The 24598-nt window shown below is 68.7% G+C and carries 28 protein-coding genes; 19 read left to right on the forward strand and 9 right to left on the reverse strand.

Annotated elements, in window-relative coordinates:
• The first annotated feature begins 101 nt into the window (after positions 1–101).
• Both EFY87_RS05795 and EFY87_RS05800 read left to right on the forward strand, forming a co-directional pair.
• A complete protein-coding gene (locus tag EFY87_RS05795) occupies positions 102–341 on the forward strand; it encodes a MoaD/ThiS family protein (protein ID WP_123270533.1) in 240 nt (79 codons plus the stop codon).
• 16 nt (positions 342–357) lie between these two features.
• Complete coding sequence (locus tag EFY87_RS05800) at positions 358–1137, forward strand: hypothetical protein (RefSeq protein WP_148043264.1); 780 nt, start codon at positions 358–360, stop codon at positions 1135–1137.
• Positions 1138–1147: 10 nt separating this feature from the next.
• On the opposite strand, the gene EFY87_RS05805 is transcribed toward EFY87_RS05800, so the two are convergent.
• Both EFY87_RS05805 and EFY87_RS05810 read right to left on the reverse strand, forming a co-directional pair.
• On the reverse strand, positions 1148–1669 hold the full coding sequence (locus EFY87_RS05805) for a heme-binding beta-barrel domain-containing protein (protein WP_123270535.1): 522 nt from the start codon (positions 1667–1669) through the stop codon (positions 1148–1150).
• Positions 1670–1697: 28 nt separating this feature from the next.
• Positions 1698–2816 (reverse strand): LCP family protein, encoded by a 1119-nt coding sequence (locus EFY87_RS05810; RefSeq protein WP_123270536.1) that lies wholly within the window; start codon positions 2814–2816, stop codon positions 1698–1700.
• 134 nt (positions 2817–2950) lie between these two features.
• Between EFY87_RS05810 and ygfZ the strand changes: the two genes are divergently transcribed.
• The 6 genes from ygfZ to manA all read left to right on the forward strand — a co-directional run bounded on the left by ygfZ (position 2951) and on the right by manA (position 8098).
• Positions 2951–3997: a CAF17-like 4Fe-4S cluster assembly/insertion protein YgfZ gene (ygfZ, locus tag EFY87_RS05815; protein WP_123270537.1), complete on the forward strand. Its 1047-nt coding sequence runs from the start codon at positions 2951–2953 to the stop codon at positions 3995–3997.
• A 234-nt stretch (positions 3998–4231) separates the two neighbouring features.
• Positions 4232–4576, forward strand: coding sequence for a helix-turn-helix domain-containing protein (locus tag EFY87_RS05820; RefSeq protein WP_123270538.1), 345 nt, complete (start codon positions 4232–4234; stop codon positions 4574–4576).
• Positions 4577–4634: 58 nt separating this feature from the next.
• The gene (locus tag EFY87_RS20245; protein ID WP_158607522.1) at positions 4635–5402 is read left to right on the forward strand and encodes a histone H1-like repetitive region-containing protein; all 768 of its coding nucleotides are present in this window, start codon (positions 4635–4637) and stop codon (positions 5400–5402) included.
• A gap of 165 nt (positions 5403–5567) precedes the next feature.
• Entirely contained in the window at positions 5568–6542 is a 975-nt protein-coding gene (locus EFY87_RS05830) for an asparaginase (RefSeq protein ID WP_245988497.1), read from the forward strand.
• A gap of 40 nt (positions 6543–6582) precedes the next feature.
• Positions 6583–6909 carry a DUF2516 family protein gene (locus tag EFY87_RS05835; RefSeq protein WP_123270539.1) on the forward strand — a complete coding sequence of 109 codons (327 nt, stop codon included), beginning with the start codon at positions 6583–6585 and terminating at the stop codon, positions 6907–6909.
• Between the two features lie 16 nt (positions 6910–6925).
• A complete protein-coding gene (gene manA / locus EFY87_RS05840; RefSeq protein ID WP_123270540.1) occupies positions 6926–8098 on the forward strand; it encodes a mannose-6-phosphate isomerase, class I in 1173 nt (390 codons plus the stop codon).
• Between the two features lie 24 nt (positions 8099–8122).
• Here the strand turns inward: manA and EFY87_RS05845 are convergent, their stop codons facing one another.
• On the reverse strand, positions 8123–8911 hold the full coding sequence (locus EFY87_RS05845) for a class I SAM-dependent methyltransferase (RefSeq protein WP_181445451.1): 789 nt from the start codon (positions 8909–8911) through the stop codon (positions 8123–8125).
• Between the two features lie 31 nt (positions 8912–8942).
• Here EFY87_RS05845 and mshA point away from each other — a divergent pair, with 31 nt between their 5' ends.
• From mshA to EFY87_RS05860, 3 genes are read left to right on the forward strand one after another with little or no spacing between them, the layout of a single operon-like run.
• Positions 8943–10265 carry a D-inositol-3-phosphate glycosyltransferase gene (mshA, locus tag EFY87_RS05850; RefSeq protein ID WP_123270541.1) on the forward strand — a complete coding sequence of 441 codons (1323 nt, stop codon included), beginning with the start codon at positions 8943–8945 and terminating at the stop codon, positions 10263–10265.
• 55 nt (positions 10266–10320) lie between these two features.
• Positions 10321–10803, forward strand: coding sequence for a type III secretion system chaperone family protein (locus EFY87_RS05855; protein ID WP_123270542.1), 483 nt, complete (start codon positions 10321–10323; stop codon positions 10801–10803).
• An 18-nt stretch (positions 10804–10821) separates the two neighbouring features.
• On the forward strand, positions 10822–11565 hold the full coding sequence (locus EFY87_RS05860; protein ID WP_123270543.1) for a phosphoglyceromutase: 744 nt from the start codon (positions 10822–10824) through the stop codon (positions 11563–11565).
• Between the two features lie 11 nt (positions 11566–11576).
• Here the strand turns inward: EFY87_RS05860 and phoU are convergent, their stop codons facing one another.
• Positions 11577–12245, reverse strand: coding sequence for a phosphate signaling complex protein PhoU (gene phoU / locus EFY87_RS05865; RefSeq protein WP_123270544.1), 669 nt, complete (start codon positions 12243–12245; stop codon positions 11577–11579).
• A 159-nt stretch (positions 12246–12404) separates the two neighbouring features.
• On the opposite strand from phoU, the gene EFY87_RS05870 reads away from it, so the two are divergent.
• Positions 12405–13568: a sensor histidine kinase gene (locus EFY87_RS05870; protein ID WP_123270718.1), complete on the forward strand. Its 1164-nt coding sequence runs from the start codon at positions 12405–12407 to the stop codon at positions 13566–13568.
• On the forward strand, positions 13565–14248 hold the full coding sequence (locus tag EFY87_RS05875) for a response regulator transcription factor (protein ID WP_123270545.1): 684 nt from the start codon (positions 13565–13567) through the stop codon (positions 14246–14248). Before EFY87_RS05870 ends, EFY87_RS05875 begins: the two co-directional genes overlap by 4 nt.
• A 119-nt stretch (positions 14249–14367) precedes the next feature.
• Here EFY87_RS05875 and EFY87_RS05880 read toward each other — a convergent pair whose 3' ends face one another.
• Complete coding sequence (locus EFY87_RS05880) at positions 14368–14928, reverse strand: hypothetical protein (protein WP_148043265.1); 561 nt, start codon at positions 14926–14928, stop codon at positions 14368–14370.
• A gap of 246 nt (positions 14929–15174) precedes the next feature.
• Between EFY87_RS05880 and EFY87_RS05885 the strand changes: the two genes are divergently transcribed.
• Genes EFY87_RS05885 through rlmB form a run of 6 tightly spaced genes read left to right on the forward strand, consistent with a single transcriptional unit; the run spans position 15175 to position 20486 of the window.
• On the forward strand, positions 15175–15657 hold the full coding sequence (locus EFY87_RS05885) for a CarD family transcriptional regulator (protein WP_123270547.1): 483 nt from the start codon (positions 15175–15177) through the stop codon (positions 15655–15657).
• A gap of 38 nt (positions 15658–15695) precedes the next feature.
• Positions 15696–16868 (forward strand): 2-C-methyl-D-erythritol 4-phosphate cytidylyltransferase, encoded by a 1173-nt coding sequence (gene ispD, locus EFY87_RS20250; RefSeq protein WP_158607523.1) that lies wholly within the window; start codon positions 15696–15698, stop codon positions 16866–16868.
• Positions 16865–17347: a 2-C-methyl-D-erythritol 2,4-cyclodiphosphate synthase gene (gene ispF, locus EFY87_RS05895; RefSeq protein ID WP_123270548.1), complete on the forward strand. Its 483-nt coding sequence runs from the start codon at positions 16865–16867 to the stop codon at positions 17345–17347. Before ispD ends, ispF begins: the two co-directional genes overlap by 4 nt.
• A 56-nt stretch (positions 17348–17403) precedes the next feature.
• Positions 17404–18036, forward strand: coding sequence for an MBL fold metallo-hydrolase (locus tag EFY87_RS05900; protein WP_123270719.1), 633 nt, complete (start codon positions 17404–17406; stop codon positions 18034–18036).
• Between the two features lie 49 nt (positions 18037–18085).
• On the forward strand, positions 18086–19525 hold the full coding sequence (gene cysS / locus EFY87_RS05905) for a cysteine--tRNA ligase (protein WP_123270549.1): 1440 nt from the start codon (positions 18086–18088) through the stop codon (positions 19523–19525).
• Position 19526: 1 nt separating this feature from the next.
• On the forward strand, positions 19527–20486 hold the full coding sequence (gene rlmB / locus EFY87_RS05910; RefSeq protein WP_123270550.1) for a 23S rRNA (guanosine(2251)-2'-O)-methyltransferase RlmB: 960 nt from the start codon (positions 19527–19529) through the stop codon (positions 20484–20486).
• Between the two features lie 64 nt (positions 20487–20550).
• On the opposite strand, the gene EFY87_RS05915 is transcribed toward rlmB, so the two are convergent.
• From EFY87_RS05915 to otsB, 4 genes are all read right to left on the reverse strand, one after another.
• Entirely contained in the window at positions 20551–20961 is a 411-nt protein-coding gene (locus tag EFY87_RS05915) for an RDD family protein (protein ID WP_123270551.1), read from the reverse strand.
• Positions 20962–21214: 253 nt separating this feature from the next.
• Positions 21215–22456, reverse strand: coding sequence for a DUF4032 domain-containing protein (locus EFY87_RS05920; protein WP_123270552.1), 1242 nt, complete (start codon positions 22454–22456; stop codon positions 21215–21217).
• Positions 22457–22586: 130 nt separating this feature from the next.
• Positions 22587–23702: an ABC transporter ATP-binding protein gene (locus tag EFY87_RS05925; protein WP_123270553.1), complete on the reverse strand. Its 1116-nt coding sequence runs from the start codon at positions 23700–23702 to the stop codon at positions 22587–22589.
• A gap of 102 nt (positions 23703–23804) precedes the next feature.
• On the reverse strand, positions 23805–24596 hold the full coding sequence (gene otsB, locus EFY87_RS20255) for a trehalose-phosphatase (RefSeq protein ID WP_158607524.1): 792 nt from the start codon (positions 24594–24596) through the stop codon (positions 23805–23807).
• Positions 24597–24598: the final 2 nt, after the last annotated feature.

The following is a 24598-nucleotide window of genomic DNA, read 5'->3' on the forward strand; positions in this document are numbered from 1 at the left end:
AAGAATACTGGTCAGTGGTCACGCGGCTCGGCATTCGGACAACCGCCGTGACCACTGTCACACGGGCGGATGCCCGCCATACGTCAGCTTGGAGGCACTGCATGCACGACGTGACGGTCCGCTATTGGGCCGCGGCCCAAGCCGCCGCCGGCACCCATGAGGAGACCCTCGCCGCGACCGATCTCGCGCAACTGCGCGACGCCGCGCGACAGGCCCATCCGGCGCTCGAGCCGGTGCTGGCGCTGGCATCCTTCCTGCTCGACGGGCGTCGGGTCGAAGGGACTGCGCACCTGCCGGAGGGCTCAGTTGTCGAGGTGCTGCCGCCGTTCGCGGGCGGGTGATGGGAGGATGCCGGACGTGTCCACCGTCTCAGCGAGCGAGCCGTCAGCCCGTCCGACCGTGTTCTCCCTACCGGTCGTCGGCGGGGTGGTCGCGGCTGCCCTCGTCATCCTGGGCGCGTATGCCGGTCACGACGTCTCCGCCTACGCGGTCCTCGCGGCGGGTCTGGCGTTCGCCTGGGGCTGGCCGCTGTTGCTGGGGCTGCCGCGGCCGACCGGCACCAGTGTCGTGCTTGCCGCCGCCGCCGTCGGTATGGCGGGGGTCGTCGTCTTCTCCGGCTCCGACCACGACGGCATGGACGCCATCAGCGTGGTGCTCGCGATCGGGCTGGTGCTCGCCTTCCTGCACGAGCTGGTGCGCACCGACGGCCGGTCATCCCTGACGCTGTCGCTCGCCGGGTGCGCGCTCGGCCTGGTGGTGCTGGCGAGCGGCATGTTCAGCGCGGGCGCTGCGCCATACAACCAGGGCGACGCGGCGGTGGCGGTCGCGATCGGCGCACCTGCGCTCGGGCTGATCGCCGACTGCCTGCTGCCCGCACGTCACGAACACGAGTGGTCCATCCCGGTCAGCCTGCTGGTCGGCGTCGTCCTCGGCCTGGCCATGTCCCTGGACACCGGTGGCTCGTGGAACGCGCTGCTGCTCACCGGGCTGGTCGCCGGACTCGTCGGCGTCGCCCTGCGCCGGGCGCTGCGGCAGACCGTGACCCTCGACCCCGCCGGCCGGCTCAGCTACGGCATCGCGACCGTGCTCGCCGCGGGGGTGCTCGCCTACGCCGCGCAGTGGTTCATCAACCGCTGAGGGGCTGCCGTCATACGCCCGGCTCGTCCGGGGCTGCGGCGGCTCGGCTCAGCTGCGCCGAGGCGTAGGACTGCAGCGGCTGCCCAAGCGCAGCCATGTCGATCGCCCACATCAGCCCGCCCTGGACGTAGCCGTAGAGCCGGTGCGCCGCGGAATATTCGCGGGCGGCGGGACTGCGCAGCACGCCGTCGGTGCGCAGCTCGGCCTTCGCCGGCTCGGTCGTGCCGTAATAGAGCTCGGTGACCCCGGTGGGGTGCGACAGCACGAGTTCCACCTCGCCGCCCGGCAACGGCCGCCAGTAGCCGGCCTCGGTGTCGAACGGCTCACCCCAGGTGCCGTCCGCGTCCAGCACCCAGCTGCACGCCTCCCAGCGCAGGAACGGGCGGCCATCGTGGGTGCAGCTGATCTCCTGCGCGAAGTTGACCGTCGGCAGCCCGGGATAACCGGCGACGCCGGTGCCCTCCCACTGGCCGAGCAGCCAGGCCAGCGGTGCGAGGTCGGGGTGCATGGACGTGTCGAGTTCGATGGGCACACGACGATGGTATGCCGACCGCCGGCGACTATCGAATGTCGTTGCGCCCGTTGGTGTATTCGGCCATCTTGTCGTGGTAGAGCGCCTGGCCGAGCTTCTTCATCTGCGGCACGTTGACGATGTCGATCGAGCCGGCGACGGGATTCATGCCGAAGCCGGTGAACGGCGCCGTGAAGTAGGTGACGTCGCCCGATCGCAGATTGCGCAGGTCGAAGGCGAGGCCACGGAGATCTCCGGCCGACGTGCCCTGGTCGACCTCGGTGTACTTCGTCAGATCCTTCACCGTTTCGGTCAGCTTCAGCGGGTTGAGCAGGGTGCCGGCCGACAAGGTCTTGTGCAGCACGGCCGCGATCCACGCCTGCTGATCCCGGCCGCGGTCGATGTCGCCCTCGGCGAGCTGGTGGCGCTCGCGGACGAAGCCGAGGGCCTGGTCGCCGTTCATCTTGTTGTAGCCCTTGTGGAAGGTGCCGAAGCCCGGCTCGCTGAAGGCTTGTGCCACGTAGACGTTGACCCCGCCGAGGTCGTTCGTCAGATCTGCGAAGCCCTTGAAATCGATGATCGCGTAGCGGTTGATGGTCAGCCCGCCCAGCAGGTTCGATACGGTCTGCGCCAGCAGCGCCGGCCCGCCATACGCGAACGAGGCATTGATCTTGTTCTTGCCGTGGCCGGGGATGGCGACGTAGAGGTCGCGGGGGAAGTGGATGATCTGCACCGACTTCTGGCCGGCGCTGATGTGCACGAGCTGGATGACGTCCGACCGGGCGTTCTGCCGGGTGTTGGTCACCGAACCGGAACGGGTGTCGCTGCCGATCAGCAGGATGTTCTGCGCGTCGCCAGCGTCCTTGGCCGCCGGGATGGCCGCGGTGGGCAGCGCTGCGCCGTGCTTGATGTTCGAGGTGAGCACGTGGTTGAGGTAGAGCGCGAAGCCCACGAACGCCAGCACGATGACCAGCACCATCGACAACAGCGTGAGCAGGGTGACCTTCAGCCAGCCCGCCTTCTTCTTGCGGCGACCGCGCCTGCTGCCGCGCGTGCCGGCGTCCGCTGTAGCACCGCCCACTGCTGGGGTGGTACCGGTCGCTGCGGAGTCACCCGCCGTGCTGTCGGTGTTCTCAGAAAGGTGTGATCCGCCTTCGTCCCCGCTCACGAGGGTCTCCTCCTTCGTCGGAGACCCTCGCTCGCCTGACCCCCTGGTCGCTCGCTGCGCTCGCTCATGGCTGCACAGTGTAGGGTGCGCCGTCGCGGGGCGAGTCACGATTCGGTCGGACGTACTCTGGATGGGTGACGACGATCCCTGCGGAAAGCCCTCTTCTCGCGCGCTCCGGCGCAGTCCAGGCGGACGGTCTCGACGCCGGGGTGGCCGCTCACTACGGCGACCCGATGCGTGAGCAGCGCCTGCTCGAGCAGGGCCTGGCCGTGGTCGACCTGTCCCACCGCGGCGTCGTCACCGTCACCGGCCCCGATCGGCTCAGCTGGCTGCACTCGATGACCACCCAGGCGCTGGCCGGTCTGGCGCCATACACCTCGACCGAGACGCTGGTGCTCAGCCCGCACGGGCACATCGAACACGACCTGCACGTCGTCGACGACGGCGAAACCACTTGGCTGACAGTTGAACCCGGCACATCTGCTGCACTGGTGGAATGGCTCGACTCGATGCGGTTCATGCTGCGGGTCGAGGTCGCCGACGTCACGTCGTCGTATGCGGTGCTCGGTGAACCCGTCGGTGCCGAGTCGCTGCCGGCCGAGCAGGCCGATCGCGGCGTGATCGCGTGGCGCGACCCCTGGCCGGAGCTGGGTGCGGACGCGGCGTCCTACAGCGATGCGGACCCGCACCCCGCCGCCGGGCGGGTATGGCGCGAGCTGATCGTCCCCCGTGACCGACTCGCCGCCGAGGTGGGAGACCGTCAGCTCGCCGGCATCTGGGCGGCCGAGGCGGAGCGCGCCAACTCGTGGCGGCCGCGGCTCGGCAAGGAGACCGACCACCGCACCATCGCCCACGAACTCGACTGGCTGCGCACGGCGGTGCATCTGCACAAGGGCTGTTACCGCGGGCAGGAGACGATCGCGCGGGTGCACAACCTCGGGCGTCCGCCGCGCCGACTGGTCTTCCTGCATCTGGATGGTTCGGGTCACGTGCTGCCCGCCGAAGGCGCCGAACTCGTGCGGGCGCCGGGGGAGCGCCCCGTCGGCCGGCTGACCACCGTTGCCCGGCACGCGGATGACGGCCCGATCGCGCTCGCAGTGGTGAAACGCAACACCCCTGACGACATACAGCTGCTGGCCGGGGACGTCGCGGCTGCGCAGACGGCGATCGTCACGCCGTAACCCTCGACGGTCGAAGGTTGCGTACGCCGAGGGGCCGGGAAGTCTGCCGCAACCTTCGACGGTCGAAGGTTGCGTACCTATGGCGTCCCGAAGGCGCGACGGTCGCGAGCGCGGGACGCGAAGCGGCGGGATTCCGGTCCCGAAGGCGCGACGGTCGCGAGCGCGGGACGGTGTGACCGACCTCACGCTAGCCCCAGCTTGCAAAGTGCTAACTGTAGTTAGCATAATGAAGTCATGACCCCGAACCCGGTGAGCGACCTGGGCAGCTATCTCAAGGATCAGCGGCTGCAGGCGCAGCTGTCCTTGCGGCAGGCGGCGGAGCGTGCCGGGATCTCCAACCCCTATCTGTCGCAGATCGAGCGGGGCCTGAAGCGCCCGAGCGCCGAGATCCTGCAGGCGATCGCGAAGGGCCTGGCCATCTCGGCCGAGCAGCTCTACGTGCACGCCGGCATCCTCGACGCCCCCTCCGACGAGGACGCGCCGGTCGACACGCGGCAGGCGATCAAGTCCGATCCGCGGCTCAGCGACAAGCAGCGCAAGGCGTTGCTCGACGTTTACGAGTCGTATGTCGGTGACTGACCCGAACGACCCGCGCAAGCGGCTGGATCTGCTTGCATCCCAACAGAAAGGCATGACCATGGCCACCACGAAGATTCTCCTCGAGCGTTCGCCGTTCTACGCGTTCCTCGGCGCTGCCGATGTCGCGATGGAGACCGTGCGCAGCGGTTTCGAGACTGCGTCCGACTCCGCCGCCAGCCTCCGCGACGACTTCACCCCGGAGCAGGTCCAGGAGCGCATCCTGGAGACCGTCAATGACGTCCGTGAGCAGCTCGTCGCGCTGCCGGCGTTCGCGACCGAGCAATACGGGACGGTCGCTGCCAACGTGCAGCGCGCCTACGAGGAGTTCGCGGCCAGTTACCTCGAGTTCGCAGCGCGCGGCGTCGAACTGACCCGTGAAGCCGGCGACAACACGTTCGCCGCCGTGCTCGAAGCACGGAAGGACCTCGCCAAGGGCGTCGAGCGTCTCGCCGGGCTGGCCGGCCGTCGCGCCGACGTCGTCGAGGCCGAGGCCGAGCACGTGGTGCGTAGCACCGCGGCGAAGCAGGGCGCGGCCAAGCGTCCGACCCGCAAGGCCGTTGCGCAGCAGGCCGCCAAGCCCGCAGCGAAGAAGACCCCGGCCACCAAGCCGGCGGCGAAGAAGGCTGCAACCGCGAAGCCGGCCGCCAAGAAGGCTCCCGCGAAGAAGACCGTCGCCAAGAAGGCCCCGGCCAAGAAGACCGTCGCCAAGAAGACTCCGGCGAGGAAGGCCGTCGCCACCCCGGCGACCACGGCGCCGGTCGCCACCCCGGCACAGTCCGCGGCGCCGGCTCTGCCCGTCGAGACCACGACCGACGGCAACGCCTGATCGCCGCGGGCTGGTTCCCGGACCAGCCCACTGGTCGAGCCCGCCCGCGAGCACCCCGAGGGTTCGCGGGCGGGCTTTTCCACGCGCTGGGCGTCCGTGCCGGGCTGGCGCTCCTCGCGCGACCCCGCGAGCGTCGCTCCGTCATACCGCTCTATCGTCGGGGCCGTGGCTACCTCTTCGCTCAGCGCCCTGTCCGGCGCACCCGTCCTTGCCCACGTCGTCCGCGGCGGTTTCGTGGAGTCGGTGCACCGCGGCGTCGCCGTCGGCACGGCGCCGGGCGGCGACATCGACTTCGCGCTCGGCGACGTGACCTCCCCCTGCTTTCCGCGCTCGTCCAACAAGCCGCTGCAGACCCTCGCGATGCTGCGCAGCGGCCTGGCCCTCGTGGAGCCGAAGCTGGTCGCACTGGCGTCGGCGAGCCACTCCGGCGAGCAGTTCCACCTCGACGGCGTACGCGCGATCCTCGCGTCGGCCGGGCTGACCGAGGACGACCTGCAGAACACCCCCGACCTGCCGTATGACGACCAGGCCCGCACCGAGTGGCTGCGCGCGGGATACGACGCCACCTCGATCACGCAGAACTGCTCCGGCAAGCATGCGGCGATGCTGGCAACGTGTGTCGCGGCCGGCTGGGACACGAAGACCTACCGCGACCCGCAGCACCCGCTGCAGCAGGCGATGGCGACGACCATTGCCGAGCTCGCGCAGGAGCAGATCGCCGCAGTCGCCGTCGACGGGTGCGGCGCGCCGGTGATGGCCATCTCGCCGGCCGGTCTGGCGCGCGCGTTCGGCGCGATCGCCGCGGCGGCGCCCGGCACTCACGAGGCGACCGTGCGCGACGCGATCCGCGCGCACCCCGAATATCTCGGCGGCACAAGGCGCGACGTCACCAAGCTCATCCAGGGCGTCGACGGACTGATCGCCAAGGACGGCGCCGAGGCCGTGTATGCCGTGGGTCTTCCCGATGGCCGCGGACTCGTGGTGAAGATCGCCGATGGCGCACAACGCGCGCGCCCGGTAGTCATGGCCGAGTTGCTGCGCCGCGCAGGCGTGACCGGCGTCGCCGTGGACGAGCTCGGGCACGCGGACGTGCTCGGCCACGGAGTGCCGGTCGGAGCGATTGCCGCCGTCATACCCTGATCGTCGCGATGCGGCCGCCCAGCCGGGTTACGCTTTCGCCATGGGAAGCCTGATCCAGCTGCAGGAGACCGTGGCCGTCGTGCTCGGCGTCGCGCTGTTCGCGATGCAGCTCTTCGCGCTGATCGACTGCATCCGGCAGCGCCCCGATGCCTTTCCCGCCGCGGGCAAGAAGACCAAGCAGCTCTGGCTCATCATCACCGGCATCGCCTGTGTGGTCGGCTTCCTGATGATTCTCAGCCCGATCAGCATCTTCGAGATCGCGGCCGTCGTCGCCGCGGGCGTCTACCTCGCGGATGTGCGACCGGCGCTGCACCAGGTGACCGGCCGGGCCGGGCGCAACAACAGCGGGCCCTACGGCCCGTGGTGACGGGGCACCCTCGGCCGTGATCGGGGAAGACGAAGCGCGGCGGACTGCCGTGGCCGGGCGCCTGCGCCCGCAGATCAAGCACTACGCATGGGGTTCGCACACCGCGCTCGCGGAGCTGACCGGACGGCCGGCGCCGACCCGCGAACCCGAGGCCGAGTTGTGGATGGGCGCACACGAGGCAGCCCCGTCCGGCATCGGCGACGTCACACTCGACGTACTCGTCGCGACCGATCCGGTCGGCACACTCGGGCCGCAGGTGGCGGCGCACTTCGGTGGCCGGTTTCCCTTCCTGCTCAAGGTTCTTGCGCCGCAGACCGCCCTGTCCATCCAGGTGCACCCGGATGCTGCGCAGGCACTGGAAGCACCCTCGGGCACGTATGTCGACGGCTGGCCGAAGCCCGAATCCCTTGTCGCCATAAGCCGATTCGAGATCTTCGCCGGTCTTCGGACGTATGACGACATCTGTCGCGTCGCTCGGTTGCTCGGACTGCGGGCGCTGTCCGGGCTCGCCGAGGTCGCCGCCGGCGCCACCGATCCGGTGGCTGCGACGCTGGCCGCCATACTGCTGGCCGGGCCGGACCTGCGGCGCACCCTCGTCGAGGAAGCGCGCGCGGCCTGCGGCGTGCAGTTCGTCGGGCCGGACGCCGGCGCATTCGATGCCATACGAAGGGTTTCCGAGCAGTTCCCGGGAGATGTCGGAATCGCGGTGCTTCCGTTGATGGTGCATCGTGTGCTCGACCCGGGTGACTACATCTTCGTGCCGCCGGACGTCCTGCACGCCTACGTGCACGGCACCTGCGTCGAGTTGCTCGCCAACTCCGACAACATCGTGCGTGCCGGGCTGACTCCCAAGCAGCTCAACGTCGAGGAGTTGCTGCGCATCGTCGTCAGTGGCCGGGAGATGATCCCCGAGCGTCCGACGCCCGGACGGGTCCATTCCTTCCCGGTCGATGTCCCGCACTTCCAGCTGCATGTCATCGAGCCCGGCATCGACCCGGTCATGTTGCCGGGCGCAGACCGGCCGCGAATCGCGTTGGCGCTGAGGGGATCTGTCACCGTCGCCTGCGCCGGAAAAGGCATCGCGCTGGCACCGGGGGAGTCGGCGTTCCTGGGGGCGTCGGCGGGCGACGCCAGCGCCGCCGGCGACGGCACGCTCTATCTGGCGACCTCCGGCATTGCCAACCACTGAGCCGGTGTCGCCGGCAACACCGGCTCAGGCCGGCGCGACGGCTTCCCAGGCCACCGAGAGTTCGCCCAGCCGCCACCGGGACGGCTGATCGACGAGCGGCCACCCGTCCGCGCGCAGCGAGGTCGCCGTGGCGACGAAGCGCTGCCGGACGCCGTATGACGCGTGCGGTCCCGCCTTCGCCCACGCGTGGTCGACGGCGCGCAGAAACGCGTGGATCCGCTCGCCGGGGACGTTGCGGTGGATGAGCGCCTTCGGCAATCGTTCGGCGACGATCGACGGCGTGTTCAGGCCGCGCAGACGGAGGGACAGGCTGAGAGAGACAGGGCCGGCCCGGTCCAGCGCCACCCAGGTCATCACCCGGCCGATCTCGTCGCACGTGCCGTCGATGACGAGGCCGTCCGGGGTGAGCCGCTCCTGCAGGCGAGACCAGGCGCCCGCGACGTCGCTCTCGTCATACTGGCGCAGGACGTTGAAGGCGCGGACCACCGTAACCTGGCCCGGCACAGGAAGCTCGAACCCGCCTCGTACGAAAGACAATCCGTTGCCGGTGAAGGGCTGGGCGGCGGCGACACGCTCCGGGTCGATCTCGATGCCGACGACGCGCGCATCCGGACGAACCCTGCGCACCCGGTCCCGCAGCTCGACCGCAGTGATCGGCGAGGCGCCATAGCCGAGATCGACGACGATCGGCACAGCTGGTGCCTGACGCAGCCGTGCCGCCTGGGTAGCGAGCAGCCAGCGATCGCAACGGCGCAACCGGTTGGGGCTGGTGGTTCCCCGAGTGATCGCACCGACCGGACGTTCCCCTCGCACGGGTCCAGCGTAGGAGTGAAACACTGACCGGATGACAACAGCTTCCGACCGGCCGTGCCCGGTGCGGCGCGTGGCGATGATCAGCGTGCACACCTCGCCGCTGGATCAGCCCGGTACGGGTGATGCGGGGGGCCTGAATGTCTATGTGGTCGAGACTGCAAAACGCTTGGGAATGATGGGGATCGAGGTCGAGATCTTCACCAGGCGCACCTCGGCGGCGCTCGCCGAGACGGTGCAGCTCGCACCGGGCGTGCTCGTGCGGCATATCGACGCCGGCCCCTACGAAGGTCTCGCCAAGAACGATCTGCCCGGCCAGCTGTGCGCCTTCGCGGCCGGCGTGATGCGGCACGTCGCCCGCAGCCCCGAGGGCCACTACGATCTGGTCCACTCCCACTACTGGCTCAGCGGTCAGGTCGGGTGGCTGGCCGCCGATCGGTGGGACGTGCCGCTCGTGCACACCATGCACACGATGGCCCGGGTCAAGAACGCCGCGCTCGCCGCCGACGACCGGCCCGAGCCGGGTGGGCGGGAGATCGGGGAGGAGCAGGTCGTGCGCGCCTCGAGCCTCCTCGTCGCCAACACTCCGCGTGAGGCGGCCGATCTCGTCGCGCTGTATGGCGCGGAGCCTGCCATCGTCGAAATCATCTCTCCCGGTGTGGATCTCGCGGCATTCACACCCGGCGACCGGGCAGTTGCCCGGGCGGCGGTCAGCCTGCCGGAGGCTGCTCAGGTCGTGCTCTTCGTCGGCCGGATCCAGCCGCTGAAGGCGCCCGACGTGTTGTTGCGCGCGGTGGCACGATTGCTCGCGCAAGCGCCCGAGCGCCGGGAGCGCCTCGTCGTCGCGATCGTCGGGGGGCCGAGCGGTGCAGGGCTGGAGCGCCCGCGCCGTCTGCAGCAACTGGCGCGTGAACTCAGCATCGCCGATGTCGTGCAGTTCGTGCCACCGGTGTCCCGCGACGAGCTTGTCCAGTGGTATCGAGCGGCGGATCTGCTTGCGGTGCCGTCGTATTCGGAGTCGTTCGGGCTGGTCGCCCTGGAGGCGCAGGCATGCGGCACCCCGGTCGTCGCCGCCGATGTGGGCGGCCTGCCGGACGCGGTTGGCGACGCCGGAATCCTGGTCGACGGTCACGACCCGGACGACTGGGCGCACGCGATCGCTCGGTTGCTGGACGACCCGGTCCGGCTCAGCAGCTTGGCCGCGCGGGCCGGAGCGCACGCCGCCGACTTCGGCTGGGACGTGACCACCGAGCGCCTGCTCGACGTCTACCGGCACGCCTGCCACCAGAGCGCCGAGGACGTAGCCGAGCTGCCGGTTCCGAGTTTCGCCGGCGTTCCCGCCGCGCCGATTCCATGATCGTCAACCCGTTCCGTCAAGCCGGACGCGAGCCGTCCGCGAAAGAGGCGCCGACATGACGCAGGCACAGCAGGTCGTCGAGGACTATCTCCAGGACGCCGGGATCGAGTGGGAGCTCGGCGCGCGCGACGGCGAGTTCGTCGTGACGCTGCCGGGGGAGCGCAAACTGAAGACCGTCGTCTCGCTCCTCGTCGGCGAAAGCGCTCTGACGGCAACGGCATTCGTCATACGACATCCGGACGAGAACCACCTGGAGTTCAGCCAATATCTGTTGCGTCGCAACCTGCGGCGACCGGGCGTCGCCTACGCCACGGACGAGCACGGCGACGTGTTCGTGGTCGCGCGGACGCCGGTGCAGGCAGTGGACGCGGCATACCTCGACACGTTGCTCGGCACCCTGCTCGAAGCGGCCGACGACAGCTTCAACGAATTGCTGGTGATCGGCTTCCGCACCTCGATGCAGAAGGAGTGGGACTGGCGGATCAGCCGCGGTGAGTCCACCCGCAACCTGGAGGCGTTCCGCCACCTGCTGGAGTAGCGCACCTAAACTGGCCACATGACCTACACCCTTGTCCTGCTTCGCCACGGCGAGTCCGCGTGGAACGCCGAGAACCTCTTCACCGGCTGGGTCGATGTGCCCCTGAGCGACAAGGGCCGCGCCGAGGCGGTGCACGGCGGCGAGCTGATCGCCGACGGCGGCGTGCTGCCCGACGTCGTGCACACCTCGCTGCTGCGCCGGGCGATCACGACCGCGGCGCTCGCCCTCGACACGGCCGACCGCCACTGGATCCCGGTGCGGCGCAGCTGGCGGCTCAACGAGCGCCACTACGGCGCGCTGCAGGGTAAGGACAAGAAGGCCACGCTCGAGGCGTATGGCGAGGAGCAGTTCATGACCTGGCGCCGGTCGTTCGACGTCCCGCCGCCGCCGATCGACGCGGGCAGCGAATACAGCCAGGACGGTGACCTGCGCTACGCCGACCTCGGCGACCAGATGCCGCGCACCGAGTGCCTGAAGGACGTCATCGCGCGCTTCCTGCCCTATTGGGAGGAGTCGATCGTCCCGGACCTGAAGACCGGCAAGGTCGTGCTGGTCGCCGCGCACGGCAACTCGCTGCGCGCGCTGGTCAAGCACCTCGACGGCATCAGCGACGACGACATCGCCGGGCTGAACATCCCCACCGGGCAGCCGTTGGTCTATCGGCTCGATGACGAACTGCGGCCGACCGTGCCCGGCGGCGAATACCTCGACCCGGTCGCGGCGAAGGCCGCTGCCGAGGCCGTCGCCAACCAGGGCCGCTGACCCCCGCGCCCTCAGCGCCCGCGCAGGCCCTCGTCCTCGGTGCCGTAGCGACCGGTGACCAGGTAGACGATGCGGTCGGCGACGGCGACGGCATGGTCGCCGAAGCGCTCGTAATAGCGGCTGATCAGGGTGGTGTCGACCGCAGCCTCGGTGCCGTGCTCCCAGCTCTGGCCGAGGAATTCGCCGAAGATCTTGCGGTGCAACTCGTCCATCTGGTCGTCGAGCCGGCTGATCTCGACGGCGCCGTGCACGTCCTTGTCCGCGATCGCCTTGCCGGTGGCGGCGACGAGGCGATCCGCGACGTCGGCCATCTCCCGGATGGTGCCGTGCAGCGCTTGGGGGACCGCGCCGTCGGGGTAGCGCCGGCGGGCGGCCTTGGCGACGTGTCGCGCCAGGTCGCCCATGCGCTCGATGTCGCTGGCCATGTGCATCGCGGTGACGACCATCCGCAGGTCGGTCGCCACAGGCTGCTGGCGGGCCAGCAGGTCGACGGCCCGGTCGTCCACCTCGCGCCGCAGCGCGTCGATGTCGTCGTCGGCGGCGATCACGCTCTCTGCGGTCGCCAGGTCTGCCTCCAGCAGGGAGGCGGTCGCTCGGCGCATCGCGTCACCGACCATCGTGGTCATCTCCACGAGGTCGTCCGACACCTTGTCGAGGTCGTCGTGGAAGGCGTCGCGCATGTGGGTCCCTTGCTGGTCATGGATCGGTCGGTACAGGTGAAGGGTCGCCGTGTTCGGTGAACACGAGGAAACTCTTACGTTAACGCTCGTCGGACTCTCGGCATACGGCCCAGCTGAGGTGAAAGACAGGTTTCGGGGGTGCGTACATTGGGCGCCGTGATGGTCGCAGTCGTCGCCGCCGTGGCGGCCCTGGTCGTCGGCGTCGCCGTCGGTATGACGATCAGCCGTCGCCCCGCGAAGACTGTGCAGGCCCCGGCTCAGCCGGATTCCCCGCTGACTCCCGCTGTCATCGACGTGCTCACGGTGCTGCAGTCGATCGCGATCGTGGTCGATGCCTCCGACCGGGTCGTGTGGTCCAGCCCGACCGCCGGAGCGCTCGGGCTCGTGCGGTCCTCCGAAGTGGCCAACGCTGCGCTGCTGGAATTGGCGCGTGAGGTGCGGCGTGAGGGACAGATCCGCGAGACCGAGCTGCAGGTCGCCCGCGGCCGGACGGGCGGCAGCCATCTGGTGCTCGGGGTGCGCGTCGCGCCGCTGAGCGCCCGGCACGTGTTGCTGCTGGTCCAGGACCGCACGGCGGCGCAACGGGTCGAGGAGATCCGCCGTGACTTCGTGGTCAACGTCTCGCACGAGCTGAAAACGCCGGTCGCCGGTCTGTCACTGCTCGCGGAGGCGGTCGACGAGGCCCGCGACGACAGCGCGGCCGTGCACCGTTTCGCCGGCCGCATGCAGGCGGAGTCCACCCGGCTGGCGCGGCTGGTGCAGGAGATCGTCCAGCTGTCCCGGCTGCAGGTCGCGGACACGCTGGCCGAGCCGGCGCTGGTCGACGTCGTGACCTGCGCCCGTGAGGCAGTCGACCATGTGCGGATTGTCGCCGAGGACAAGCGGATTCGCATCGGCACCAGCTATTCCGGCGATGCCATGGTGTATGGCGACGAGAACCTCATCACGACGGCGATCCGCAACCTGGTCGAGAACGCAGTCAACTACTCCGAGAACGACACCCAGGTCAGCGTGACGGTTCATGCCGACCCGGACGTCGTGTCCGTGGTCGTCAAGGACCAGGGTTCCGGCATACCGGCCGCGGAGCTGGACCGGATCTTCGAGCGCTTCTACCGGGTGGACCCTGCTCGCTCCCGGCATACCGGCGGCACCGGGCTCGGTCTGGCGATCGTCAAGCACGTCTGCGCCAACCACGGCGGCGAGGTCGCCGTGTGGTCCGAGGAGGGCCAGGGCTCGACGTTCACCATGCGTCTGCCTGCGGCGACGGCCGCAGTCCCCGACACCCCCGCCATACCTGTCACAACACGGAAGGTCACTTCATGACCCGCATCCTCGTCGTCGAGGACGAAATCTCGATCTCGGACCCGCTCACCTACATGCTCGGCAAGGAGGGGTATGACGTCGCGCTCGCCGAGACCGGCCCGGACGCGCTGCTCGAGTTCGATCGGAGCGGAGCGGATCTGGTGCTGCTGGACCTGATGCTGCCGGGCATGTCCGGCGTCGACGTATGTCGTGTGCTGCGTCAGAAGTCGAGCGTCCCGGTGATCATGCTCACCGCCAAGGACAGCGAGGTCGACAAGGTCGTCGGGCTCGAGATCGGCGCGGACGACTATGTCACCAAGCCCTATTCCGCGCGCGAGCTGCTCGCGCGGGTGAAGGCGGTGCTGCGGCGTGGTCAGGAGACCGACGAACTGCTTCCGTCGACGCTGGACGGCGGGCCGGTGCGGATGGATGTCGAACGACACACGGTGGTCGTGTCGGGAAAGCCGACCTCGTTGCCGCTCAAGGAGTTCGAACTGCTGGAGTTCCTGCTGCGCAATACCGGACGGGTGCTGACGCGGTCGCAGCTGATCGACCGCATCTGGGGCAGCGACTACGTCGGCGACACCAAGACGCTCGATGTGCACATCAAGCGGTTGCGCGCCAAGATCGAGCCCGACCCGGGCGACCCGCGCTACATCGTCACCGTGCGCGGCCTGGGCTACAAGTTCGAAACCCCCTGACGCCGCGTGGTCCCTTTACGCGAGTGACGGCTTCTTCGCCGAGCGACGGTGCAATCTCGCCGTCGCTCGCTGATCCAGCCATCACTCGGGTGCGGTATGGCGAGGCGAGGCGCCGGGGATCAGGCCGGAGGCTCGTGAGTCTGGGTGTTCGCGGGGGTGGTGTAGGTGGGGTGCGACTCGGTGGCCGTGCCGTAGGGGTACTGATCGATCATGACCGGCACCTGCACTGCCGTCGTGCCGGCGCTGGAGGTGGTGAAGCTGACGCTCTGGTAGCTGCCCGGCACCACGGCCACCGACGCGATCGACACCGGCGAGACCGTGTCCGTGCTGTCACCCGACGGCTTACCGTCGAGGCGGACCGCGGTGGCGGCGGGAATCGTGAGGCTCGCGGTGCTCTGGCCGGCCTTGACCGTCAGCGTGACGGGTGACTGCCCGTTGTTGACGGCGAGGCCTTGCAGCGCACCCGGCTGACCTTTCGCGCTGGTGACGATGAGCAGGTTCTGCAGTTGCACGTCCCCGATCGTCTGGTCGGTGCCGTCGGCCGCCTCGTAACTCTTCGTCGTCTGCGCGGGCGAGAGGTACATGCACCCGCTGAGCGTCGTCGCGGTCGCGGCCAGGGCCAGCGCGCCGATGGCCGGCCGGGACACCGCATTCAGATGGGAAGACAGTCGTCGCGTCACACGCGCAGCCTAGCGGTCCCCGGCCGTGGCTTTCGAGCGGGCGTGCCGAACAGTAGTGAGTCTGCCGAGACGTCTCGGCAGACGAGTCGGGTCGTGACGATTTTTCGATCGCGCGCGCGAAGCACGCTCGGCACGCGTTGTCAAGGTGTCCCCGGGGGTCTGTGTAGGGCCCTGACCTGCGGAAACGTTTATGTGACCTGCGCAACCTCGTGATATCCTGAGTGTTGCGAAAGGGGAAAACAACACATGGTTTTCAAGGTCGGCGAGACGGTCGTTTACCCGCACCACGGAGCGGCCCTCATCGAAGAGATCAAGCTCCGCAAGATCAAGGGAGAGGACAAGCAATATCTCGTTCTCAAGGTCGCCCAGGGCGATCTGAAGATTGAGGTCCCGGCCGAGAACTGCGATCTGGTCGGTGTGCGTGACGTCGTCAGCAAGGAAGGCCTCAACCGCGTGTTCGAGGTGCTTCGCGCCGACCACACCGAGGAGCCGACCAACTGGTCGCGTCGTTACAAGGCCAACCTCGAGAAGCTCGCGTCCGGTGACGTCATCAAGGTCGCCGAAGTCGTCCGCGACCTGTGGCGTCGTGACCAGGACCGCGGTCTTTCCGCCGGCGAGAAGCGCATGCTGGCCAAGGCGCGCCAGATCCTGGTGTCCGAGCTGGCCTTGGCCGAGCACACCAATGAAGACAAGGCGGAGGCCACGCTGGACGAGGTGCTCGCCTCCTGAAGCACATCTCCGCTGACAACGCCCACGGCTGTTCCGCCGTGGGCGTTGTCGTCGTTGCCGCCGGTCTGGGTGTGCGCCTCGGGGCCGGTATGCCGAAGGCACTCGTCCGCGTCGGTGGTCGCACCCTGGTCGAGCACGCCGTCGAACGTGTCAGCCGGTCAGGCGCAGATTCGGTCGTGGTCGTCGCGCCGGCCACCCACCTGGCCGAATTCCAGCGGCTGCTGCCCGGCATACACGTCGTGGCCGGCGGAGCCGAACGCACCGACTCCGTGGCAGCTGGGCTGGCTGCGTTACCCGCGGAGGTCGGCGTCGTGTTGGTGCACGACGCTGCTCGGGCGCTTGCACCGCCGGCACTGTTCCGGGTTGTCGCTGCAGCCGTGGCGGCCGGCGCTGACGGCGTCGTGCCCGGCCTGCCGGTCAGCGACACGATCAAACAGGTCGATGGTGATGGTCGCGTGGTCGGCACACCGGACCGGGCCGCCCTGCGAGCTGTGCAAACACCGCAGGGTTTCCGGCGGCCGGCGTTGGAGGCTGCGCACGCACGGGGCGGGGCGGCGACCGATGATGCGGTGCTGATCGAGCGGGCGGGTGGCACGGTGCGGGTGATCGACGGCGACCCGCTCGCCATGAAGATCACGCTCCCGGCCGACATCGGCGCCGCAGAACGCCTCCTCGCCGGCACCCGTGGTGTCAGTGAGGCCGATCCGACCCTCGTCATCCTCGGCGGCCTGCCCGGCGTGGGCAAGACCACGCTCGCGCGTGCACTGGCCAGGCGAATTCCGCTGGCACACATCCGTGTCGACACCATCGAGGCGACGCTGATGCACAGTGGACTGGCGGAGCGGATCACCGGCCCCGAGGGGTATGCCGTGGCGTTTAGCCTGGCTGGCGACCAATTGGCGCTCGGACTGTCCGTGGTTGCGGACACCGTGAACCCGATGCCCGAGACGCGGTCGGCGTGGCGGGAGGCCGCGGTCGAGCGCGGCGCGCGTGTCGTCGAGGTGGAGCTGGTGTGTTCCGATCCGCAGCTGCACGAGTCACGTGTTGCTGGCAGGAGTTCCGACATACCGGGCCTGACGGTGCCGTCGTGGCGGGACGTGCTCGACCGCGAATACCAGGCGTGGTCGCCGGACCTACGGCTCGACAGTGCCACTGCCACGCCCGAAGAGCTTGCCGATGCCGTGATCGACTGGACGAGGAGTCACCCATGACGTTGCCGCGCACCGGGATCGGCGTGGATGTGCACGCGTATGCCGACGACGATCGCACGCTGTGGCTCGCCGGTCTCGAGTGGCCGGGTGAGCGCGGCATCGAGGGGCACAGCGACGGTGATGTTGCCGCGCACGCCATGTGTGACGCGCTGTTCTCCGCGGCTGGGCTGGGGGATCTCGGCACGCACTTCGGCGTCGACCGCCCGGAGATCGCCGGAGCACCCGGTGTGCGCTTGCTTGCGGAAGCTCGAAACATACTGGCCGCACACGGTTTCCAGATCGGCAACGTCGCCGTGCAAGTTATCGCGAACCATCCGAAGATCGGCAAGCGCCGTGACGAGGCGCAGGCGGTGTTGTCCGAAGCGCTGGGGGGAGTGCCCGTCTCGGTGGCCGGCACCACGAGCGACGCGCTTGGTTTCACCGGGCGTGGGGAGGGCGTCGCAGCCATCGCGACGGCGCTGGTGGTCGAGACCGGGTGATTCGTGGATCAGCAAACAGTGGGCAGGCGTGGCGGCACGCCGAGAAGGAGCAGGTTGTGAGCGCCATACACATCGACAAGGTGGTGACGTCGGGCACGTTCAGCCTGGACGGCGGCACCTGGGACGTCGACAACAATGTCTGGGTCGTCGGGGACGACGCCGAGTGTGTCGTCATCGACGCGGCGCACGACGCTGCCGCCATCAACGAAGCCGTCGGCAGCCGAAGGCTCACGCACATCCTGTGCACGCACGGCCACGACGACCACATCGACGCGGTCGCCGACCTGTCCTCGTTGTACCCGGACGCGAAGGTGCTGATCCACGACGGCGACCGGATGCTCTGGGACCGGGTGATCAGCGACCCGCCGGACGGCGCGCTCACCGACGGACAGCGGATCCCGGTCGGCGGCAGCCAGCTGAAAGTCCTTCATACGCCAGGGCATTCGCCGGGTGCGTGTTGCTTCCTGCTGGAGGACGCGGACGTGCTCTTCAGCGGCGACACCCTCTTCCAGGGTGGGCCAGGCGCGACCGGGCGCTCGTTCAGCGACTTCGGCACGATCATCGAATCCATCCGCGAACGGTTGCTCACGCTGCCCGCCGAGACCGTCATACACACCGGGCACGGCGACGACACGACGATCGGCGCCGAGGCACCGCACCTGCAGGAGTGGATCGACCGCGGCCACTGAGACGCGCGATGGTCCGGGGCACGGGTTCGTGGCGGATAAACTCGGGCGCGTGACTCTGCAGATCTTCGACTCCGCCACCGGGACGCAACGGCCGTTCGAGCCGCTGCGCGAGGGACATGTCGGCATCTACATCTGCGGCCTCACCACCCAGGGAGCGCCACACATCGGGCACGTGCGCTTCGCCGTCGCGTTCGACATCCTGCGGCGCTGGCTGAGCACCGGGCACGGGTATGACGTGACGCTCGTGCGCAACGTCACCGACATCGACGACAAGATCCTGACGAAGGCCGCCGACGCCGGAGTGCCCTGGAACGAGTGGTCCTACACGTTCGAGCGCGAGACCAATGACGCGCTCGATCTGCTGGGGGTGCTACGGCCCAGCTACGAGCCCCGCGCGACCGGCCACGTGACCGACATGGTCGAACTCATCCGGCTCCTCATCGAGAAGGGGCACGCCTACTCCGCCGAGGACGGGTCGGGCGACGTCTACTTCGACGTGCGCTCCTGGCCGGAGTATGGCGAACTCACCCGCCAGAACATCGACGACATGGAGTCGGCCGCCGACGCCGATCCGCGCGGTAAGCGTGACCCGCGTGACTTCGCACTCTGGAAGGGCAGCAAACCCGGCGAACCGGCAAGTGCTTCCTGGCCGACTCCCTGGGGCGACGGACGTCCGGGCTGGCACCTCGAGTGCTCCGCCATGGCCCGGCGCTGGCTCGGCGACAGCTTCGACATCCACGGCGGCGGCATCGACCTGCGCTTCCCGCACCACGAGAACGAACAAGCCCAATCCCGTGGCGCCGGACTGGGTTTCGCCCGCTACTGGATGCACAACAGCTGGGTCACCATCGGCGGCGAGAAGATGAGCAAGTCGCTCGGCAACAGCCTCGTCGTGCAAGAGCTGACCAAGACCGTGCGCCCGCTCGTGCTGCGCTACTACCTCAGCGCGGTGCACTACCGCTCGACCATCGAATACCAGCCCGGTTCACTCACCGAGGCTGCTGCGGCAGTCGACCGGATCGAGGGTTTCCTGGAGCGCGCGCTGCCGGACGGCGGGGACGAGTCCGGCGTCATACCAGCGGCATTCGCGGAGGCGATGGACGACGACCTCAACGTGTCCGGCGCGCTCGCCGTCGTCTTCGACCATGTGCGCGAAGGCAATATCGCCCTCGACGACGGCGATGGCGAGCGGGCCGCCGAGCTCGGTGCGCAGGTCGTGGCGATGACGGACGTTCTGGGCGTCAATCCGCTGTCGTCGCAATGGGATTCGAGTGGCGACGACGCGACTGCCGAGGCGTTGGACTCCTTGGTCGAGCTGCTCATCGAGGCTCGCGCGAAGGCTCGCAAGGAGCGCGACTTCGCCACGGCCGACCGGATCCGTGACCAGCTGACCGCCGCCGGTGTCAGCGTCGAGGACTCCGCGGACGGTGCCCGCTGGACGGTGAACCGCAAGGGTGACCAATCGACCGGCGAAACGACGGAGGACTGACGTGCCCGGGAACTCAAGCCGCCGCGGAGCGGTTCGCAAGGGCAACTCGCGCAAGGGACCGCTCGTCGGCAGTGGCGGTCAGCGCCGTCGCTCCCTGGAGGGCAAGGGCCCCACGCCGAAGGCCGCCGAACGCCCGAATCACAAGGCATACAAGGCTGCTCGCAAGACCGATGCCACGCAGAAGTCCGCGCCGCGGCGCACCACGAAGAGCGCCAAGTCGTCCGGCGAGCTGATCGTCGGCCGCAACTCGGTGCTGGAGGCGCTGCGTGTCGGCATACCCGCCACTGCGCTGTATGTCGCGGGCCGCATCGACTCCGACGATCGCGTCAAGGAGTCGCTGAAGCTCGCGGCCGACAATCTGATCCCGATCATGGAAGCGCAGCGACCGGAGCTGGACCGGCTCGCCGACGGCACGCCGCATCAGGGCCTGGCGTTGCAGGTGCCGCCATACGACTACGTGCACCCGGACGATCTGGTCAACCCCGAAGCGCCGGGCACCCAGCTGGTCGTTGCGCTCGACGGCATCACCGACCCGCGCAACCTCGGCGCGATCCTGCGCTCGGTGGCCGCGTTCGGCGGCCACGGTGTCATCGTCCCCGAACGCCGTTCTGCCGGTATGACGGCCGCGGCCTGGAAGACCAGCGCCGGCGCCGCGGCTCGGGTGCCGGTCGCCCTGGCGGGCAACCTCACCCGCACGCTCTCCGACTTCCGCAAGGCCGGGTTCTTCGTCATCGGGCTCGACATGGACGGCGACGTCGAGCTGCCCGGCCTCGAGCTGGCCACCGAACCGCTCGTGATCGTGGTCGGCTCGGAGGGCAAGGGCCTGTCGCGCCTCGTCCGCGAAACCTGCGACCAGATCGTGTCGGTGCCGATGAGTTCGTCGGTCGAATCCCTCAACGCGAGCGTCGCCGCGTCGGTCACGCTCTACGAGGTCGCTCGCCTGCGTGCGACGAACAGCTAACGGGAGACGAAGCAGTCGGCAGATGGAATGTCTGCTGGGCGCGCCCGCCACTGAGTGAGCGAGGTCAGCCCAGCACCTTGTTGGGATCGTGCAGCACCACACCACCGCTTGCCATGTCGTGCAGGCCCTGCCGCTTTCTGTTAGCCAGGAAGACGATGAAGTTTGCAATCTGGACCGGCCAGATAATGCCGCACGCCCATAGGACGAACTGCCGTAAGAAGGTGTCGCCCCACCCGAAAACGCGGTGCTCGGTTGCCTTGTAGCAGCGCATTCCGAGCACCCGTTGCACAGGGGTGCGACCGTTGCCGAATTCGACGAGCGCCCACACGACGTAACCAATGACGAGCGTCACGATGAGGAGCAGGATGTAGAGGAAGAACGCTCCGACGCGGCGTCCACGCGATGCGACCTCAGTGCCGTTCGGGATGAACACGCCGGTCTCGGCATCGATGTGCGTCCCGGGCGGCGGCGCCATCAGCGCTGCGGAGTACTTCCCGCCGGGGTACCCGCCCGGTGCCTGCGGGGCGCTGTACCCGTACCCGGGGCCGGACGAAGGCGGCTGACCGTAGGGTGCGGACGGGGATTGCTGACCATATCCGCCGGGAGCGGGCTGATTGCCGTACTCACCCGGGTTGGGTGGTCCGTCGTACTGACTCATGGTGTCCCCTTTGCGCTGTGGTTGTCGCGTCCGGTCTGGCGCTACCAGGGGAGAACCATATCCGGTGGGGCTAGGTCCGCGCCCGGACCGGCATCTCGGCGGTGTCGACGCCGACCACCGCGCTGTCGTCCGGCTTGCTCGGCAGCACCTTGGCGATGTAGTCGCGGGCCGCCTCTTCGATGGGAAAGTCGCGTTTGGCGGCCTCCGACATGTACCACCGGTGTTCGAGCACCTCGTGGAAGAGCTCGGCCGGCTCGATCTTGCGCCGCATCTCCGGTGGTGCCGTGCGGGTGACGGGCTCGTAGACCTGCATCAGCCAGTCGTGTGCGACCTGTTCCTCGTCGTCGTTCTGCCGATCGTGCGCAGCCCGGTAGGAATCGAGGTCGTTGAGCAGCCGGCGCGCCTGGTTGTCCTCCACGTCCAGGCCGGTCAGTCGGAGCAACCGACGCGAATGATGGCCCGCATCAACGATTTTCGGCTGGATCTGGATCGTCGCACCGTCAAAGTCGGTGGTGATGTCGAGTTCGCCGACATCGAAGCCGAGCGCGTTGAGACGGCGGATGCGTTCGTCGACGCGCCACCGCTCGCCCAGGTCGAAGCGCTCGACCTCGGTGAGCTCGGTCCACAGCACGGTGTAGCGCTGGATGATCCGGTCGGATACCTCGATCGGGTCGAGATCCTCATCGACATACCCGCCGGCCTGCAGGTCCATCAGCTCCCCGGCGATATTGACGCGAGCGATGTCGAGGTCGTGCTCGCGCTGGCCGTTGGAGAGCCGGTCCTGCAACTCACCGGTCTCGGCGTCGACAAGGTATGCCGAGAACTCACCCGCACTGCGCTTGAACAGCGCGTTGGACAGCGATACGTCACCCCACCAGAAACCGACGAGGTGCAACCGCACCAGCAGCACGGCAAGCGCGTCGATGAGCCGAGTCGCCGTCTCGGGTCGCAGGCTCTGGCTGAGCATTGCGCGGTAGGGGAGGGAGAACTGCAAGTGGCGGGTCAGCAGGCAGGCGTCGAGCGGTTCCCCGTCACGGGTGAGGCGACCGCTGACCACACCGATCGGCTCCACTGCCGGCTGATCGAGCCGGCGCAGCATCCGCAGCATGGCGTATTCGCGCCGGGCGATGTCGTCCTTGATCTCCTTGATCGCGACCACGCGACCCTCGAGACGCACGAAGCGGACGACGTGTCGGGAGATGCCGCGCGGGAGCGCAGCCAGTCGATCCTCCGGCCACTCCTCCAGCGGAAGTCGCCAGGGTAGATCGAGTAGTGCCGGCCAGGGCCGGGCGGTCGTGATGTCCAGTGCCACGGGACCATTCTGCCCCGGCCCCCTGATCGAGCGGCACAACAACGCATCGAGCGGTACAGCAATTCAGGCGATTTGCTGTACCGCTCGATGCAGATGTGTGCCGGTCAATCAGATGACCGCGGTGCAGGCGTCAGGACTCGATGCGCTCGCCGGACTCCGGGTTGAACAGGTGCAGGTGGTCGCCCTGGCCCTTGGGCTTGAAGTGGATCGTCTGGCCTTTGTCGGGAACGTTGCGCCCGTCCACACGCGCGACGATCTGCTTCTCGTCGTCGGAGCCGGCGAGTTGCGTGTCACCGGGCTGGTTGCCGACGGTGGTGCGGCCGTAGATGTAGGCGTCGGCGCCGAGTTCCTCGACCACGTCGACCTCGACCGGGATGCCGCCCTCGGTGGTGGGCTCCAGGTCCTCCGGGCGGATGCCGACGATGGCGGTCTTCTCCGCCTTGGCGAGCTTGCTCTGCTCGACGGGGTGCACGATCGAGCCGAGCTGCACGCCACCGTCGCGAATCGGCTCCTCCAGCAGGTTCATCGCGGGCGATCCGATGAAGCCGGCGACGAAGACGTTGTTGGGGTGGTCGTACATACGGCGCGGGGTGTCGAGCTGCTGCAGGATGCCGTCCTTCAGCACGGCGACGCGGTCACCCATGGTCATCGCCTCGACCTGGTCGTGCGTGACGTAGACCGTCGTGACGCCCAATCGCCTTTGCAGAGAGGCGATCTGGGTGCGGGTCTGCACGCGTAGCTTCGCGTCGAGGTTGGACAGCGGCTCGTCCATCAGGAAGACCTGCGGCGAGCGAACGATCGCGCGACCCATGGCGACACGCTGACGCTGACCACCGGAGAGTGCCTTCGGCTTGCGGTCGAGGTATTGCGTGAGGTCGAGGATCTTGGCGGCCTCCTCGACCCGGCTGCGGATCTCGGTCTTCGACACACCGGCGATCTTCAGCGCGAAGCCCATGTTGTCGGCGACGCTCATGTGCGGGTAGAGCGCGTAGTTCTGGAAGACCATTGCCACGTCGCGGTCCTTGGGCGACAGGTTGGTCACGTCGCGGTCACCAATCAGGATGCGGCCCTCGTTGACCTCTTCGAGGCCGGCCAGCATGCGCAGCGCGGTGGACTTTCCGGAACCTGACGGCCCGACGAGGACGAGGAACTCGCCGTCCTGGATGTCGATGTTGAGCTTGTCGACCGATGGGCCGTCGGCGCCCGGGTAGATGCGGGTCGCGTTGTCATAGGTGACTGTTGCCATGGTGCAACTCCTTCACCGGCAGGAACGTGCCGGACGATCCGTTGTGAATGGGTGCGGCGCCGCACTGGCCGTGTGACGCCGACCACACTGTAACCGTCCCGGTCACCGAGTGGGCGGCCGTCTCGAAAATCCGTCCTCGCGCAGGTCGTGCACGCGCTGCAGGACCGCCACCACGTCGGCGGGGTCGTCGACCCGGAAACGCGCGGAAGTGTCACCCGGCCCGACCTTCACGGTGACGTGCTGGGCGTCACCGGCAAGGACCGCGAACGCGCGCTCGTCGGTGACGTCGTCACCGAAGTACAGCGTTGCGGCAGAGCCGAATTCGGCCGCCAGTGCCCGCAGGGCATCGCCCTTGGTGACCGGCAGCGCACTGAACTCCACCATCTGCTTGCCGCGCATCACGTCCACCCCGGGTATGTCGATGGCAAGCGCCGCCTCGGTCGCCGCCCGGGCAATGTCCGGTGCCACGCCGCGGGTGTGCAGCACGACGTTGGCCGGTTTGCGCTCGATGCGCGTCGATGGGTATGTCGCGACGATCTGCTCGACCGCAGTCTCAGCCCGCGCCAGCCGGCCTTGTGCCTCGGCGTCGAGACTCGCCTCGAGCGGCAGCTCACGGTCGGCCTCCGCGCCGTGCGAGCCGACCAGCACGATCGGATCTGCGGCGCCGACCCCGGTGAGCGCGCCCAGCGCGTCGAGATGACGCCCGGAGACCACGGCCGCGAAAACACCTGGCATTGCGGCGATTTCATGCAACAGCTGCATGGACCCGTCGACCGGGCGAGACGTCGACGGGTCCTGGACCAGCGGCGCGAGCACCCCGTCGAAGTCGGTCGCGACCAGCACCCGCTCGTGCGCGGCGAAGCGCGAGAGGGCCCCGTGCAGCTCGGCGGGCACCG

Origin of the sequence: Flexivirga caeni, from assembly GCF_003724155.1 — a bacterium.
GTDB lineage: Bacteria > Actinomycetota > Actinomycetes > Actinomycetales > Dermatophilaceae > Flexivirga > Flexivirga caeni.